The following is a 16,521-nucleotide window of genomic DNA, read 5'->3' as shown; positions in this document are numbered from 1 at the left end:
AACTTTTATTATGACAAGAGAAGAAAAATCACAAGTTATTGAAGAATTAACTGCTCAATTAGCCGAAAATGCTAATATCTATTTAACTGATTTATCAGGATTAAATGCAGGTAATACTTCAGATTTACGTCGTGCTTGTTTTAAAGCAAACGTAAAATTATCAGTAGTAAAAAATACATTACTTGAAAAAGCAATGGAAGCTTCAGATAGAGATTTTGGAGACTTACCAACAACGCTTAAAGGTAATACTTCAGTAATGTACTCTGAGACTGGTAATGCACCAGCTAAGGTAATTAAAGCTTTCCGTAAGAAAGCTGAGAAGCCTCTTTTAAAAGGAGCTTTTATTGAAGAAACAGTATATATTGGAGATGATCAACTGGATATGTTAGTTGAAATCAAATCTAAAGAAGAATTATTAGGAGATATCATTGGATTATTACAATCTCCTGCGAAGAACGTTATTTCTGCACTTAAATCAAGTGGACAAACACTTTCTGGTATTCTTAAAACATTATCTCAAAAAGAGGGATAATATTAAAAAGTACGCACTTTACACTTAAATATTAAAATTAAAAAAATTATCACAAATGGCAGAATTAAAAGATTTCGCAGAACAATTAGTTAACCTTACAGTTAAAGAAGTAAACGAGTTAGCAACTATATTAAAAGATGAATACGGTATCGAGCCTGCTGCAGCAGCAGTAGTAGCTGGACCAGCTGCAGGTGGCGGAGAAGCTGCTGAAGAGCAATCAGAATTTGATGTAATCTTAAAAGCTGCAGGTAGCGCTAAGTTAGCTGTTGTAAAATTAGTTAAGGAATTAACTGGATTAGGATTAAAAGAAGCTAAAGGTTTAGTTGATGATGCACCAAGTGCAATCAAAGAAGGTGTTTCTAAAGATGAAGCAGAAGCTCTTAAAACTCAATTAGAAGAGGCAGGAGCAGAGGTAGAACTTAAATAAGTCTTACCAATAATTTTTACAAAGGTTTAGGTCTTGAGATTACTCTCAAAGACCTAGACCATTTGTCGTATATAGGTAGTACCTATATACAAGTATTTTTTTTTAATCAAAATTTCGTCCATTGATGTTAGTAACACAAGCTGAAAGATTAAATTTCTCGTCTATTGTAAATAGAACTGAATATCCAGATTTCATGGATATTCAAATAAAATCCTTCCAGGATTTTTTCCAACTTGAAACAAAATCTGAAGAAAGAGGTAATGAAGGATTATATAACACCTTCATGGAGAACTTTCCAATCACAGATACTCGTAATCAATTCGTTTTAGAATTCTTAGATTACTTTGTCGATCCACCAAGATACGCTATAGATGAGTGTATAGAAAGAGGGCTTACATATAGCGTTCCATTAAAAGCAAGGTTAAAGCTTTATTGTACAGATCCTGAACATGAAGATTTCGAAACTATTGTTCAAGATGTATACTTAGGAACAATACCTTACATGACACCTTCAGGTACTTTCTGTATCAACGGTGCAGAGCGTGTAGTAGTATCTCAATTACATAGATCTCCTGGTGTATTCTTCGGACAATCTTTCCATGCAAATGGAACAAAATTATATTCAGCAAGAGTAATTCCTTTTAAAGGATCTTGGATTGAATTCGCAACAGACATCAATCAAGTGATGTATGCGTATATCGATAGAAAGAAAAAATTACCTGTTACTACTTTATTCAGAGCTATCGGTTTTGAAAGAGATAAAGACATTTTAGAGATTTTTGATTTAGCCGAAGAGGTTAAAGTTTCAAAATCTGGACTAAAGAAAATATTAGGTCGTAAACTTGCAGCGCGTGTATTAAATACATGGCATGAAGATTTCGTTGATGAAGATACAGGTGAAGTTGTATCTATCGAGCGTAACGAAATTGTTCTTGACCGTGATACAGAATTAGACAAAGACAATATTGAGGAAATCTTAGAAGTTGGTGTAAAAACTATTCTTTTACATAAAGAAAGTGCACAACAAGGAGATTACGCAATTATACATAATACGCTTCAAAAAGATCCAACAAACTCGGAGAAAGAAGCTGTAGAACATATCTATAGACAACTACGTAATGCTGAGCCGCCAGATGAGGAGACAGCACGTGGTATTATAGATAAATTATTTTTTAGTGATCAACGTTACTCTTTAGGAGAAGTAGGTCGTTATAGAATGAACAAGAAATTACAGTTGGATATCGGTATGGATAAGCAAGTGCTTACCAAAGAAGATATCATAACTATTATAAAATATTTAATTGAGTTAATAAACTCTAAAGCAGAGATTGATGATATTGATCACTTATCTAACCGTCGTGTACGTACAGTTGGTGAACAATTATCTTCTCAGTTTGGTGTTGGTTTAGCACGTATGGCTCGTACTATTCGTGAACGTATGAACGTTCGTGATAACGAAGTCTTTACTCCAATAGATTTAATTAATGCTAAGACTTTATCGTCTGTTATTAATTCATTTTTTGGTACTAACCAATTATCTCAATTTATGGATCAAACGAATCCTCTTGCAGAGATTACGCACAAGCGTCGTTTATCAGCATTAGGACCAGGTGGTTTATCAAGAGAAAGAGCAGGTTTCGAAGTACGTGATGTTCACTACACACACTACGGACGTTTATGTCCTATTGAAACTCCTGAAGGTCCAAACATTGGATTAATTTCATCTTTATCTGTATATGCGAAAGTGAATTCTATGGGATTCTTAGAAACGCCTTATAGAAAAGTTGAAAATGGAGTAGTAGATATTAAAAACACTCCAGTTTATTTAAGTGCAGAAGAAGAAGAAAACATGTTAATTGCCCAAGCTACTGTAAAAGTAGATGAGGACGGTAAGATTCTTGATGAGAAGGTAATTGCAAGACAAGAAGGAGATTTTCCAGTAATTGAACCTACAGCAGTAAATTATACTGATGTAGCACCAAACCAAATTACTTCAATATCTGCATCTTTAATTCCTTTCTTAGAACATGATGATGCCAACCGTGCATTAATGGGATCTAACATGATGCGTCAGGCCGTACCATTATTACGTCCGCAAGCACCTATTGTTGGAACAGGATTAGAAAGACAAGTAGCATCAGATTCTCGTGTGTTAATTAACGCTACAGGAGAAGGTGTTGTTGAATATGTTGATGCTAACGAGATTATTATTAAGTACGAACGTACTGATGATGAAGCTAAAGTAAGTTTTGAAAGTGATACAAAATCTTATCCTTTAGTAAAATTCAGAAAAACAAATCAGGGTACTTCTATTAACTTAAAGCCAATCGTTAAGAAAGGCGATAAAGTTAAAAAAGGTCAGGTTTTATCAGAAGGTTATGCAACAGAAAAAGGAGAATTAGCTTTAGGTAGAAATATGAAAGTAGCCTTTATGCCTTGGAAAGGGTATAACTTTGAGGATGCAATTGTAATTTCAGAAAAAGTTGTTCGTGAAGATATATTTACTTCTATTCACATAGATGAATATTCTTTAGATGTAAGAGATACAAAATTAGGTAACGAAGAATTAACTAACGATATTCCTAATGTTTCAGAAGAGGCTACTAAAGACCTTGATGAGAATGGAATGATTCGTATTGGTGCAGAAGTTAAGCCAGGAGATATTCTTATTGGTAAAATTACTCCAAAAGGAGAATCTGATCCTACACCAGAAGAAAAATTATTACGTGCTATCTTTGGAGACAAAGCAGGTGATGTAAAAGATGCTTCTTTAAAAGCATCTCCATCATTACATGGTGTAGTAATTAACAAAAAGTTATTCGCTCGTGCTATTAAAGATAAACGTAAAAGAGCTCAAGATAAAGAAGATATCAACCAATTGGAAGGTATCTACAATAGTAAGTTCGATGATTTACAAGCTGTTTTAGTTGAAAAACTTTTCACTATTGTAAACGGTAAAACATCACAAGGTATCTTTAACGATTTAGGAGAAGAAGTTTTACCTAAAGGTAAAAAGTTTACTTTAAAAATGTTAAACTCGGTTGATGATTATACTCACTTAACAGGAGGTACTTGGACAACAGACGATCATACAAATAAATTAGTTGCAGATTTAATTCACAACTACAAGATTAAGGAAAATGACTTACAAGGTTCTTTACGTCGTGAGAAGTTTACAATTTCTGTAGGAGATGAGTTACCAGCAGGTATTATTAAATTAGCTAAAGTTTATATCGCTAAGAAGCGTAAACTTAAAGTTGGTGATAAAATGGCAGGACGTCACGGTAACAAAGGTATTGTTGCACGTATTGTTCGTCAAGAAGATATGCCTTTCTTAGAAGATGGAACTCCAGTAGATATCGTATTAAATCCATTAGGTGTACCATCTCGTATGAACATTGGACAGATATATGAAACTGTATTAGGATGGGCCGGACAAGATTTAGGTCGTACTTATGCAACGCCAATTTTCGATGGAGCAACTATTGAACAAATTAACGAATTAACTGATGAAGCTGGAATACCTAGATATGGTCATACATATTTATACGACGGTGGAACAGGAGAACGTTTTGATCAACCAGCAACAGTTGGTGTAATCTACATGCTTAAGTTAGGGCATATGGTAGACGATAAGATGCATGCTCGTTCTATAGGACCATACTCATTAATTACACAGCAACCATTAGGTGGTAAAGCACAATTTGGTGGTCAGCGTTTTGGAGAGATGGAAGTATGGGCACTAGAGGCTTATGGAGCATCTGCAACATTAAGAGAAATCTTAACAGTAAAATCTGATGATGTTGTCGGTAGAGCTAAAACTTACGAAGCAATCGTAAAAGGTGAGCCAATGCCAGATCCAGGATTACCAGAATCTTTCAACGTACTTATGCACGAATTGAAAGGACTAGCATTAGACATTAGATTAGAGGAGTAAAAAATAGTTTACAGTGTTCAGTCAGCAGTAATTACTGCGACTGAATACTGAATACTGAAAACTATAAAGAAATGGCAAGAAAGCAAGATAAGAATACAGTACAGAGATTTAACAAAATCTCAATTGGTTTAGCATCACCAGAGTCTATTTTAGCAGAGTCTAGAGGTGAGGTTTTAAAGCCAGAAACTATTAATTATCGTACACATAAACCAGAAAGAGATGGTTTATTCTGTGAGCGTATTTTTGGTCCTGTAAAAGACTACGAATGTGCTTGTGGTAAATATAAAAGAATTCGCTATAAAGGTATTGTTTGTGACCGTTGTGGTGTAGAAGTAACAGAAAAGAAAGTACGTAGAGATAGAGTAGGTCACATTAATTTAGTGGTACCTGTTGCTCATATCTGGTATTTCCGTTCGTTACCAAATAAAATAGGTTATTTATTAGGGTTACCATCTAAGAAATTAGATATGATTATTTACTACGAACGTTATGTAGTAATACAAGCAGGTAATGCTAAAAATGCTGAAGGAGAACCAATTCAAAAAATGGATTTCCTTACTGAAGAAGAGTATCTAAATATTTTAGAAGAACTTCCTCAAGATAATAATTATTTAGAAGATTCAGATCCTAACAAGTTTATAGCTAAAATGGGTGCTGAGTGTTTAATAGATTTATTAGCACGTATAGATTTAGATTCTTTATCTTTTGAATTACGTCACAAAGCAAATACAGAAACGTCTAAACAACGTAAAACTGAGGCATTAAAACGTCTTCAAGTTGTAGAAGCTTTACGTGAGTCTAACTTAAATAGAGAGAATCGTCCAGAATGGATGATTTTAAAAGTAGTGCCAATTATACCACCAGAATTAAGACCATTAGTGCCTTTAGATGGTGGACGTTTTGCTACTTCAGATTTAAATGATTTATACCGTCGTGTAATTATACGTAACAACCGTTTAAAGAGACTTGTAGAGATAAAAGCTCCAGAAGTTATCTTACGTAACGAGAAGCGTATGTTACAAGAATCTGTAGATTCATTATTAGATAACACACGTAAATCATCTGCTGTAAAAACAGATTCTAACAGACCGTTAAAATCTTTATCAGATTCACTTAAAGGTAAGCAAGGACGTTTCCGTCAAAACTTACTTGGTAAGCGTGTTGATTATTCTGCACGTTCGGTAATTGTTGTTGGACCGGAATTAAGATTATTTGAATGTGGTCTTCCAAAAAATATGGCTGCAGAACTTTACAAGCCATTCATCATTCGTAAATTAATCGAAAGAGGAATTGTAAAAACTGTAAAATCAGCTAAGAAAATAATAGACAAAAAAGAGCCAGTGGTTTGGGATATCTTGGAGAATGTTCTTAAAGGACACCCAGTATTACTTAACCGTGCGCCTACGCTTCACCGTCTAGGTATACAGGCATTTCAGCCTAAACTTATTGAAGGTAAAGCAATACAATTACACCCATTAGCTTGTGCAGCATTTAATGCCGATTTTGATGGAGATCAAATGGCAGTGCACTTACCGTTAGGACCTGAAGCTATTTTAGAATGCCAACTACTAATGTTAGCATCTCATAATATCTTAAATCCAGCAAACGGAGCTCCAGTAACTGTACCATCTCAGGATATGGTACTTGGTCTTTATTACATGACTAAGTTACGTACATCAACTCCAGAAGTTGCTGTAAAAGGTGAAGGATTAACATTTTACTCTGCAGAAGAAGTAAACATTGCATACAACGAAAAGCGTGTAGACTTAAATGCTCAGATTAAAGTTCGTACAATAGATTTTAATGCAGAAGGAGAATTAGTTCCTCAAATAGTAGAAACGACAACAGGTCGTGTATTATTTAATGAAAAAGTACCAGCTGCAGCAGGATATATTAATCAAGTATTAACTAAGAAATCTTTAAGAGATATTATTGGTGATATTTTAAGATTAACAAGTGTACCAGAAACGGCAGATTTCTTAGATGAAATTAAAACGTTAGGTTACTTATTTGCCTTTAGAGGTGGATTATCGTTTAGTTTAGGAGATATTATTATCCCACCAGAAAAGCAATCTATGATTGATGCTGCCAACGCTAAAGTTGATGGTATTACTGGAAACTATAACATGGGTCTTATTACTAATAACGAACGTTATAACCAAGTTATTGATATTTGGACATCTACCAATGCAGAATTGACTGAACTGTCAATGAAACGTATTAGAGAAGATCAACAAGGATTTAACTCGGTGTTTATGATGCTTGACTCTGGAGCTCGTGGATCTAAAGAACAGATTCGTCAGCTTACAGGTATGCGTGGATTAATGGCTAAGCCTAAAAAATCTACTGCAGGAGGTGGATCTATTATTGAAAATCCAATTTTATCTAACTTTAAGGAAGGACTTTCAATTTTAGAATACTTTATTTCTACTCACGGTGCACGTAAAGGTCTTGCCGATACAGCACTTAAAACTGCCGATGCAGGTTACTTAACACGTCGTTTAGTAGATGTATCTCAAGATGTTATTGTAAACAGTGTAGACTGTGGTACATTAAGAGGTGTAGAAGTTTCTGCTCTTAAGAAAAATGATGAAGTTGTAGAAAAATTAGGAGCACGTGTTTTAGGACGTATTGCACTTAACGATGTATATAACCCATTAACTGAACAATTAATTGTTGAGGCTGGACAATTAATTGAAGATGATATTGCTGCGGCAATTGAAGCATCTCCAATTGATGCTATCGAAGTTCGTTCACCATTAAGTTGTGAAGCTAAAAAAGGAATCTGTGCTAAATGTTACGGAAGAAACTTAGCAACTAATAAAATGGTTCAACGTGGTGAAGCAGTAGGTGTTGTTGCAGCACAATCTATTGGAGAACCAGGTACACAGTTAACACTTCGTACATTCCACGTAGGTGGTATTGCAGGTAACATTTCTGAAGAAAATAACTTAGCAGTTAAATTTGATGGAGTTGCTGAAATTGAAGAATTAAAAACTGTAAAAGGTACTAATAAAGACGGAGAAGATGTAAATATTGTTATATCTCGTACTTCAGAACTTAAGTTAGTAGACAAGAAAACAGGTATTACATTAAGTACAAATAATATTCCTTATGGTTCAACTATATTCGTAAAGGATGGAGATAAGCTTAAAACAGGTGATATTGTTTGTGAATGGGATCCATATAACGGTGTAATTATTTCTGAATTTGCAGGTAAAGTAAGATATGAAAATATCGAACAAGGTATTACTTATCAAGTAGAAATTGATGAACAAACAGGTTTCCAAGAAAAAGTAATTTCAGAATCTAGAAATAAGAAAATTATACCAACACTTATTGTTGAAGATAGTAAAGGTGAAGCAATTCGTTCTTACAACTTACCAGTAGGTGCACACATAATGATTGACGATGGAGAGAAAGTTAACATTGGTAAAATTTTAGTTAAAATACCTCGTAAGTCTTCTAAAGCAGGTGATATTACAGGTGGTTTACCAAGAGTAACAGAATTATTTGAAGCTCGTAACCCATCTAATCCAGCAGTAGTAAGTGCAATTGATGGTGTTGTTTCTTTCGGAAAAATTAAGAGAGGTAATCGTGAGATTATTATAGAATCTAAATTAGGAGATATTAAGAAATACTTAGTGAAGTTATCAAGTCAGATTCTTGTTCAAGAAAATGATTTCGTAAAAGCTGGTATGCCTTTATCTGATGGTTCTATAACACCAAACGATATCTTAAACATAAAAGGTCCTGCAGCTGTACAACAGTACTTAGTGAACGAAGTTCAAGAAGTATACCGTTTACAAGGTGTGAAGATTAACGATAAGCATTTCGAAGTTGTTGTAAGACAAATGATGCGTAAAGTGAGAATTATTGACTCTGGAGATACTATCTTCTTAGAAGATCAATTAGCACACAAAGCTGATTTTATTGAAGAAAACGACGCTATTTTTGGTAAGAAAGTAGTAGAAAATGCAGGAGATTCTACAAACTTAAAAGAAGGACAGTTAATTACTGCTTTCGAATTAAGAGACGAGAATTCTTTATTACGTCGTGAAGATAAAGCATTGGTTGAAGCAAGAGATGTAAGACCAGCAACAGCAACTCCAATACTTCAAGGTATTACGAGAGCATCGTTACAAACTAAATCGTTTATTTCTGCGGCATCGTTCCAGGAAACAACGAAAGTACTTAACGAAGCAGCAGTAGCAGGTAAGATTGATTCATTAGAAGGTCTTAAAGAAAATGTAATTGTAGGACATAGAATTCCAGCAGGTACAGGAATGCGTTCTTACGAAAACATTATCGTAGGATCTAAAGAAGAATTCGACCAAATGATGCAAGCTAAACAAGAGGTAAATTATAATTAATAATTTCCAATTTCTGCGCAGACAGAGATAACTTAAATTAAAACGATAGTTTTAATTATATTAAAAGAAAGTCCTGCTATTTAAGTAGGACTTTTCTTTTTTAAAAAGAATCAGTTTTTAAATTTTTAGGAATTAAAATAAATTACAATGGCAGATAATAAAGATAACAAGCCAAAACAAGGGCAAATTAACATAGAATTGGACGAAAAAGTAGCCGAAGGAATCTACTCTAATCTTGCAATTATTAACCACTCTGTGTCAGAGTTTGTTGTTGATTTTGTTAGTATTATGCCTGGAACACCAAAAAGTAAGGTGAAATCTAGAATAATTTTAACGCCTCAACACGCTAAACGTTTATTAAAGGCTTTAGGAGAAAATGTTCAAAGATTTGAAAAAGCACATGGAGAAATAAAAGATTATGAACAACCTCCAATCCCATTAAATTTTGGTCCAACAGGACAGGCATAATATTTTTAGTAAAATTTTAATTAAACTAGTTTTATTAAATATTACCACAAATAAAAAACCTCTAAATTTAATTTAGAGGTTTTTCTTATTTAAAACTAATTGATAGTTTTTAATTATTATATAAAAATATTTAATAACAAAAAACTATAACGTTTTGAAATATGACCTTCTTAAATAGTCTTATTTTTTAAAATCTATTTTAAAGCATGTATTATTACGTTGTGATGACGTAATACGTCTTAAAAGTCTTTAAAATTGATTTTAGCTATTCAAATTCTGAAACATAGTGAAATTTAACAGTTGGATATTTTTGCTGTGTCATTTGTAAAGAAAAAGAAGAATCAGCTAAGAAAACCAATTGTCCGCGTTTATCTTTTGCTAGATAACGCTGTTTTACTCTTTTAAATTCTTTAAATTCTTCATTTTTTGGATCCTCTGGCTCTATCCAACATGCTTTAAATACATTTAGATTTTCATAGGTACATTTTGCGCCATATTCATGCTCTAATCTGTATTGTATTACTTCATATTGTAACGCTCCAACGGTACCAATTACCTTTCTTCCGTTTAATTCTAGTGTAAATAATTGGGCAACACCTTCATCCATTAATTGGTCGATTCCTTTATATAATTGCTTAGATTTTAAAGGATCAGCATTGTTTATGTATCTAAAATGTTCTGGTGAAAAACTAGGAACTCCTTTATAATTTAGTATCTCACCTTCAGTTAAAGTATCACCAATTTTAAAACTTCCAGTATCTTGTAAACCTACAATATCACCAGGATAAGAGATGTCTACAATCTCTTTCTTTTCAGCAAAAAAGGCATTAGGACTAGAGAATTTTACTTTCTTATTATGCCTTACATGTAAGTATGGTGTATTTCTTTTAAACTCACCAGAGACTATTTTCACGAATGCTAATCTATTTCTGTGGTTAGGATCCATGTTTGCATGAATTTTAAAAACAAAACCAGTAAACTTATCTTCATCTGGTTTTACTAACCGTTCTTCACTTTGCTTAGCTCTAGGTTTTGGTGCTATTTCAACAAAACAGTCTAATAATTCACGAACACCAAAGCTGTTTAAAGCAGAACCAAAAAATACAGGTTGTAGCGTACCATCTAAGTATTCTTGATTGTTAAAATTAGGATATATTCCTTGTACTAATTCTATTTCTTCTCTTAGTTCATTAGCAGCTTTATCGCCAACTAAAGTGTTTAATTCTTCCGAAGCTAAGTCTTTTATTTCTATAGTTTCTTCAATATTTTTTCTGCTATCTCCACTAAATAGGTTTATGTTTTTCTCCCATATATTATAGATACCTTTAAAATCGTAACCCATACCAATTGGAAAACTTAAAGGTGTAACTCTTAATCCTAATTTTTGTTCTATTTCGTCTAATAATTCGAAAGCATCTTTACCTTCACGATCCATTTTATTAATAAAAACAATCATTGGTATGTTACGCATACGGCAAACTTCAACAAGTTTTTCTGTCTGCTCCTCGACACCTTTTGCAACATCAATTACAACAATAACACTGTCTACTGCAGTAAGTGTTCTAAAAGTATCTTCAGCAAAATCTTTGTGTCCTGGTGTATCTAAGATATTGATTTTTATTCCGTTATACTCAAAAGCAAGAACAGAGGTAGCTACAGAAATTCCACGCTGGCGTTCAATTTCCATAAAATCACTAGTGGCTCCTTTTTTTATTTTATTACTTTTTACAGCTCCAGCTTCTTGTATGGCACCTCCAAAAAGTAAAAGTTTCTCTGTAAGTGTTGTCTTACCTGCATCTGGATGTGAGATAATTCCAAATGTTCTTCTACGTTTTATTTCGTCTAAAAATTTCATTAAAATAAATTTTGACAAATATAGCTTTTGAATTTGTACGGTTAAAATGAAATAGATTTTATTATATCCAATTAACAGATTATAAGTAAGAGTATTAAATTAATATTCTAAAATATTTAATTATGTAGTTTATGAAATAAAATGAATTTAAAATAGTTTTTCATTTTATCGAATTTAAATACATGTTAACGATGAAAAACAATATTTATTTTCTCAAAAATTTAGATTAGCTAAAAAAATTAGCAAAAATTCATGATTTTTTTGTTTTATCTGATATTCTTGCTTTTTAACGAATTAGTTTAGTAAAACTGAATACTAGTCTTTTTATTGACAAATAGATATTACTTTTGTCGCTGTATTTTTATGGATTTGCTATGGAAATATGGAAAATTAAAGATAATAGCCAAACGATATTTGGTTTAAACAAATGTTTGCTTTGTATACTAACGTTAACAAAGCTTTTTAAATATTATTTAAGTATAAAATAATTTTACCCATCATAAATATGAAAATCTCTACTCGATTCTCGATTAATTTAAAAACTCTTAGAAGTCTTTTTTGTCTTTTAATTGTCGTATTAGGTGCTAATATAGCTTCTGCTCAGTCTGATTTAGATTGGGGGACAGCTACTTGGACGCCAGGTGCTGCTTCTGGTACTATTCCTTTTACCACACCAGCGGGTTATGAACCTGTGTCAGTGACTATAAGTATGGCTTTTAATGCTTCAGACGGTATTTTTTATAATGGAAGTTTGGGGAATTTTCCTAGCATAGATTATATAGGAGGTGAATTTGGAGGTATAGATGATCTTGGTGTAGCTTTCGATCCTGCAGATAACGGTAGAACAAATGTTGACTCGCCGATTACTATGACTTTAACTTTTAGTGAGCCTGTGTCTGGTGTTAGTTTTATTATATCTGATATTGATCAAAGTGCGAATAGAATTGATGAAGTATATCTAACCAGTAATGCTGGTGATCCGGTTTCAATAACTCGTGAAGTACCAATAGCTAATTCAGAAATAGCAACTATAACTGCTAATACGCTTGCTTCTTCTGCTGCAAAGGATGCTTCTGCAGATGATAATACAGGATCTGCAACGGTTGATTTTGGTACTAAGTTAATAAGTACGATAACAGTAGTTTATAGTGATGCTGGGGAAACTGATGGTATTAGAGGTGCTGGTTTTTTTGGAGGATTTAATGTTAGAGCTGCTTCTGTTTTAGAAGCAACAAATGATGTTCAGACTGCGGTGGTTGAAGGTGTGGGCGGTCAGGCAATTAGTAATGTTTTGACTAATGATGTTTATCAAGCAGGAAGCCCTACGGTTTCCGATGTTACTTTAGCTCAAGTTAGTACTACCAATCCTGGTGTAACATTAAATACATCTACAGGAGCTGTGGATGTGGCTTCAAATGTACCAGCAGGAAATTATATTATAGAATATCGAATTTGCGAAACAGCAAATTCGGCTAACTGTGATACAGCTTTTGCTTATGTAACTGTTTTACCCGATAATGATGGTGACGGTATTGATGATACAGTAGATTTAGATGACGATAATGATGGGATTCTAGACGAAGACGAGTTAGATTGCTCTTCAGGTTTTGTGGCTTTAGGTCAAAATTTCAATAATAATACAACGGGTACAAATGGTGGAGCTGCTACAGCTTCATTAACAGGGTTATATGCTTATAATGGAGTAGATGTTTCAGCTAGTTTCGATCCTCAAGGAAATGTAATATGGAATGATGGAGTTAGTAGTGCAAGTGGAGCAGGTGTTTCTGGTCCTTATATAAATACACAACCTACAAACACTAATTTTTCTATAGGTGATGTAGCTGTTTATACATATACATTTTCACAACCTGTTTTTAATGTAGAGTTTAAATTCGCTGGATTAGATAACTCAGACAGAGCAGATTTTACAGCTAATAATTCTGGAACAAATGCTTTAGTGTTGTTGTCAGATATTAATTTAGGTACCGATGGTATTTTCTTTGGTCAATCTGTTGTTAGTAATGCAGGTGGAGATAACGCTCCAGATAATGCTATTCAAGTATCTATTCCTGGGCCAATTACAGAAATAACTATTACTGTTGGTAAAGAAGATGGTAATTCTGGGAATGTTACAATGCAATTTTACGAGCTTGAGTATTGTATTGGTTTAGATACAGATGGTGATGGTATACCTAATATATATGATACTGATTCTGATGGAGATGGTTGTTTTGATGCATTAGAAGGAGGAGATAACATTTTGGCAACAAACGTATTAGCTAATGGGCAATTAGATGGTACTGCTAATGCGGCATCCAATGGTGTTCCTAGTAATGTAAGTTCTACTACAGGTCAAACAGTAGGAGGTTCTGTAGATGGAACACCTTCAGATACTAATGGACAGTGTGATTCCGATGGAGATGGTGTTATAGATGCAAATGATATTTGTAACGGTTTTGACGATGCAGCAGATATAGATGGAGATACTGTGCCAGATGGTTGTGATTTAGATAATGATAACGATGGTATTTTAGATATTAATGAATGTTCACCTTCAAAAACAGTTGATATTCTTATTGAGGAAGCAGATTTAACCTTTACAGCTAGTGGTAACCCAGGTAATATAGGTGATACTGCACGATATGCTAATGTTGGTTCTTATGAAGGGACTAATATAGATTTAAGAATTACTGTATTAAGTAATTCAGATTTAGCGAATTTAGAAGTAGATCTTTCTGGTGTTAATTTTACACCAACAAATGGCGAGCCTACTCTTTATTATCCTATCTATTTAGCAAGTACAAATCCAGCAATCGTTGGTTTTGCTAATTTTGATTTCGAATTTTTAATTAACGGAACAAATACACTTATTGAAGTTCCTGCAAATTTAGTAATTCAAGATATTGATGATACAACTCCAGGTGAAGTAGTAGAATTCAATAAAAAAGATATTTTAAATTATGAAGTAACTACAACAACTTCTTTAGTAGTTGCTAGTAGTGTTAGTAATTCTTCTTTTGGTAATGCTGGTTCATTTTTAAAAGTAACTTCTACAGGTAATGCTGCTGGTGCTGCAGATGAGAACTTATGGTTTGGTATTCAAATGCCTTTTGTAGATGAATTTAATATAACTTTTGCGAAAAGGCAATTTGATACAGGATACTTATTTAATACAAAAACATTTTCTAGTACTACAAATACAACTCAGGTAACTCCGGGATGTACTGCAGATTACGATAATGATGGTATTCCAGATTATTTAGATGTAGATAGCGATAATGATGGTTGTTTTGATGCACTTGAAGGAGGAGATAATATTTTAGCTGCAAACGTATTGGCTAATGGTCAATTAGATGGAACAGTAGATCTTACAACAGGTGTACCAAATAATGTAAATGTAAATTCTGGTCAAGCTGTTGGTGGTTCTATAGATGGAACGCCTTCAGATTCTAATGGTCAATGTGACTCAGATAATGACGGTGTTATAGATGCGGACGATTTATGCCCTGGTTTTGATGATAATGCAAATGCCGATGGTGATGCATATCCAGATAGTTGTGATGAAGATGATGATAATGATGGAATTTCGGATATAGACGAAGGATTAGTGGTTACTAATGCGACTCCTGTATGTGGTTCTCAAACAATTTTGAATTTTAATAGTTCATTTACAGAAGAATCTGGTGATGGTAACATAGCTACTTTCTTATTAAATGAAACATTTAGATTTCCTAATGTAACAACTGGTATTGATGCCTTAGTAACTATTACCGAATTAAACGGAACAACTGTACCAACAATAGATGATAATGGTTCTAATCCAAATTCATTTCAACCACGTTCTGCTTTTAACTTAGTTAATGTAGGTGACAGAGCTTATACAGAATACAGATTCGATTTTGTTACAACTGGAGGAACAGTAGGAGTTAACGATGTTATTATTCCTAACTTCTTTGTTAACTTTAATGACGTAGATGGTAATGAAAGATATGGTGAGCAAAATTGGTCACAAACAGCAGATACACATGTCGTAAATACACCTACGGAACTTTTAATTACAGAAGAATCTAATTTTATAGTAGGTACATCTGGAATTAACGAATATCCTGGAGTAACAAGTAATTTTCCACAGGTTAATTACTCTACATCTCATTCAGGTAAATCAACATATACAATTAGACTAGGTGTTATTGCACGCCAAGCAGGAGCTTCAGCTTCTGGAAGACAACATAATGTTCAATTCGATTGTCCTTCTAACTTTGTAAACCCAGTAACTACTACTACTATTGATACAGATGGTGATGGTATTCCTAACCATTTAGATTTAGATAGTGATAACGATGGTTGTTTTGATGCTTTAGAAGGTAATGGAGGAATTACTTCAGCTCAAATCGATGGAAACGGAGTAATTACAGGAGCAATTAATACTAATGGTATTCCAAATGCTGCAAATAGTGGTGCTGGTCAAGGAGATTCAAGTTCAACTGATGATCAGACTATTGGTGATGAATGTAAAGTAAATACAATAATTGGAGATGTAACAGTAGATGAAGGAGATGGTACTGCAACTGTGCCAGTTACAATTGATGAAGTTAGTACTTTCGATACGGTAATAGATATTACAACTACAACAGGAACAGCCGGAACATCAGATTATACAGCAACTACAACAACAGTAACTATTCCAGCAGGACAAACAAGTGTTGATGTTGTAATTCCAATTTTAGAAGATAATATTGATGAACCAAATGAAACATTCACAGTTGGAGGAACAGTTACTAGTGGTAATGCATTTAACCCAACACCAGGAACAGTAACAATTACCGATAACGATGCGACACCAGTAGTAACAATCGGAGATGTAACAGTTGATGAAGGAGCGGGAACTGCAACAGTACCAGTAACTATCGATGTACCAAGTTCAGAAGA

Annotated in this window: 7 protein-coding genes; 6 read left to right on the top strand and 1 reads right to left on the bottom strand. The window is 33.6% G+C overall.

Going from position 1 to position 16,521, the window contains the following annotated elements; all coding sequences use genetic code 11:
• Positions 1-10: 10 nt before the first annotated feature.
• The 5 genes from rplJ (at position 11) to Q0935_RS12360 (ending at position 9,737) form a co-directional block, all read left to right on the top strand.
• Complete coding sequence (gene rplJ, locus Q0935_RS12380; protein ID WP_055435165.1) at positions 11-532, top strand: 50S ribosomal protein L10; 522 nt, start codon at positions 11-13, stop codon at positions 530-532.
• Positions 533-587: 55 nt separating this feature from the next.
• Positions 588-959 (top strand): 50S ribosomal protein L7/L12, encoded by a 372-nt coding sequence (rplL, locus tag Q0935_RS12375; RefSeq protein WP_299252701.1) that lies wholly within the window; start codon positions 588-590, stop codon positions 957-959.
• Positions 960-1,083: 124 nt separating this feature from the next.
• Positions 1,084-4,896 carry a DNA-directed RNA polymerase subunit beta gene (gene rpoB / locus Q0935_RS12370; RefSeq protein ID WP_299253110.1) on the top strand — a complete coding sequence of 1,271 codons (3,813 nt, stop codon included), beginning with the start codon at positions 1,084-1,086 and terminating at the stop codon, positions 4,894-4,896.
• 71 nt (positions 4,897-4,967) lie between these two features.
• On the top strand, positions 4,968-9,269 hold the full coding sequence (rpoC, locus tag Q0935_RS12365; protein ID WP_299386598.1) for a DNA-directed RNA polymerase subunit beta': 4,302 nt from the start codon (positions 4,968-4,970) through the stop codon (positions 9,267-9,269).
• Between the two features lie 147 nt (positions 9,270-9,416).
• Complete coding sequence (locus tag Q0935_RS12360; RefSeq protein WP_299252695.1) at positions 9,417-9,737, top strand: DUF3467 domain-containing protein; 321 nt, start codon at positions 9,417-9,419, stop codon at positions 9,735-9,737.
• A gap of 265 nt (positions 9,738-10,002) precedes the next feature.
• Here Q0935_RS12360 and Q0935_RS12355 read toward each other — a convergent pair whose 3' ends face one another.
• Complete coding sequence (locus Q0935_RS12355; protein WP_299386594.1) at positions 10,003-11,592, bottom strand: peptide chain release factor 3; 1,590 nt, start codon at positions 11,590-11,592, stop codon at positions 10,003-10,005.
• Between the two features lie 505 nt (positions 11,593-12,097).
• Here Q0935_RS12355 and Q0935_RS12350 point away from each other — a divergent pair.
• Positions 12,098-16,521: Calx-beta domain-containing protein (locus Q0935_RS12350; protein ID WP_299386590.1), on the top strand; the 4,424-nt coding region annotated here is incomplete at its 3' end.

The sequence above is a fragment of the uncultured Lacinutrix sp. genome, from assembly GCF_947500605.1.
Taxonomy (GTDB): Bacteria; Bacteroidota; Bacteroidia; order Flavobacteriales; family Flavobacteriaceae; genus Lacinutrix.
This window is presented reverse-complemented; position numbering and strand designations above follow the sequence as displayed.

What these genes read in the sequence shown, in the direction of transcription:
- rpoC (WP_299386598.1), top strand. Translation starts at nt 4,968, where the DNA reads ATGGCAAGAAAGCAAGATAAGAATACAGTACAGAGATTTAACAAAATC.
- rplJ (WP_055435165.1), top strand. Translation starts at nt 11, where the DNA reads ATGACAAGAGAAGAAAAATCACAAGTTATTGAAGAATTAACTGCTCAA.
- Q0935_RS12355 (WP_299386594.1), bottom strand. Translation starts at nt 11,592, where the DNA reads ATGAAATTTTTAGACGAAATAAAACGTAGAAGAACATTTGGAATTATC.
- rpoB (WP_299253110.1), top strand. Translation starts at nt 1,084, where the DNA reads ATGTTAGTAACACAAGCTGAAAGATTAAATTTCTCGTCTATTGTAAAT.
- Q0935_RS12360 (WP_299252695.1), top strand. Translation starts at nt 9,417, where the DNA reads ATGGCAGATAATAAAGATAACAAGCCAAAACAAGGGCAAATTAACATA.
- rplL (WP_299252701.1), top strand. Translation starts at nt 588, where the DNA reads ATGGCAGAATTAAAAGATTTCGCAGAACAATTAGTTAACCTTACAGTT.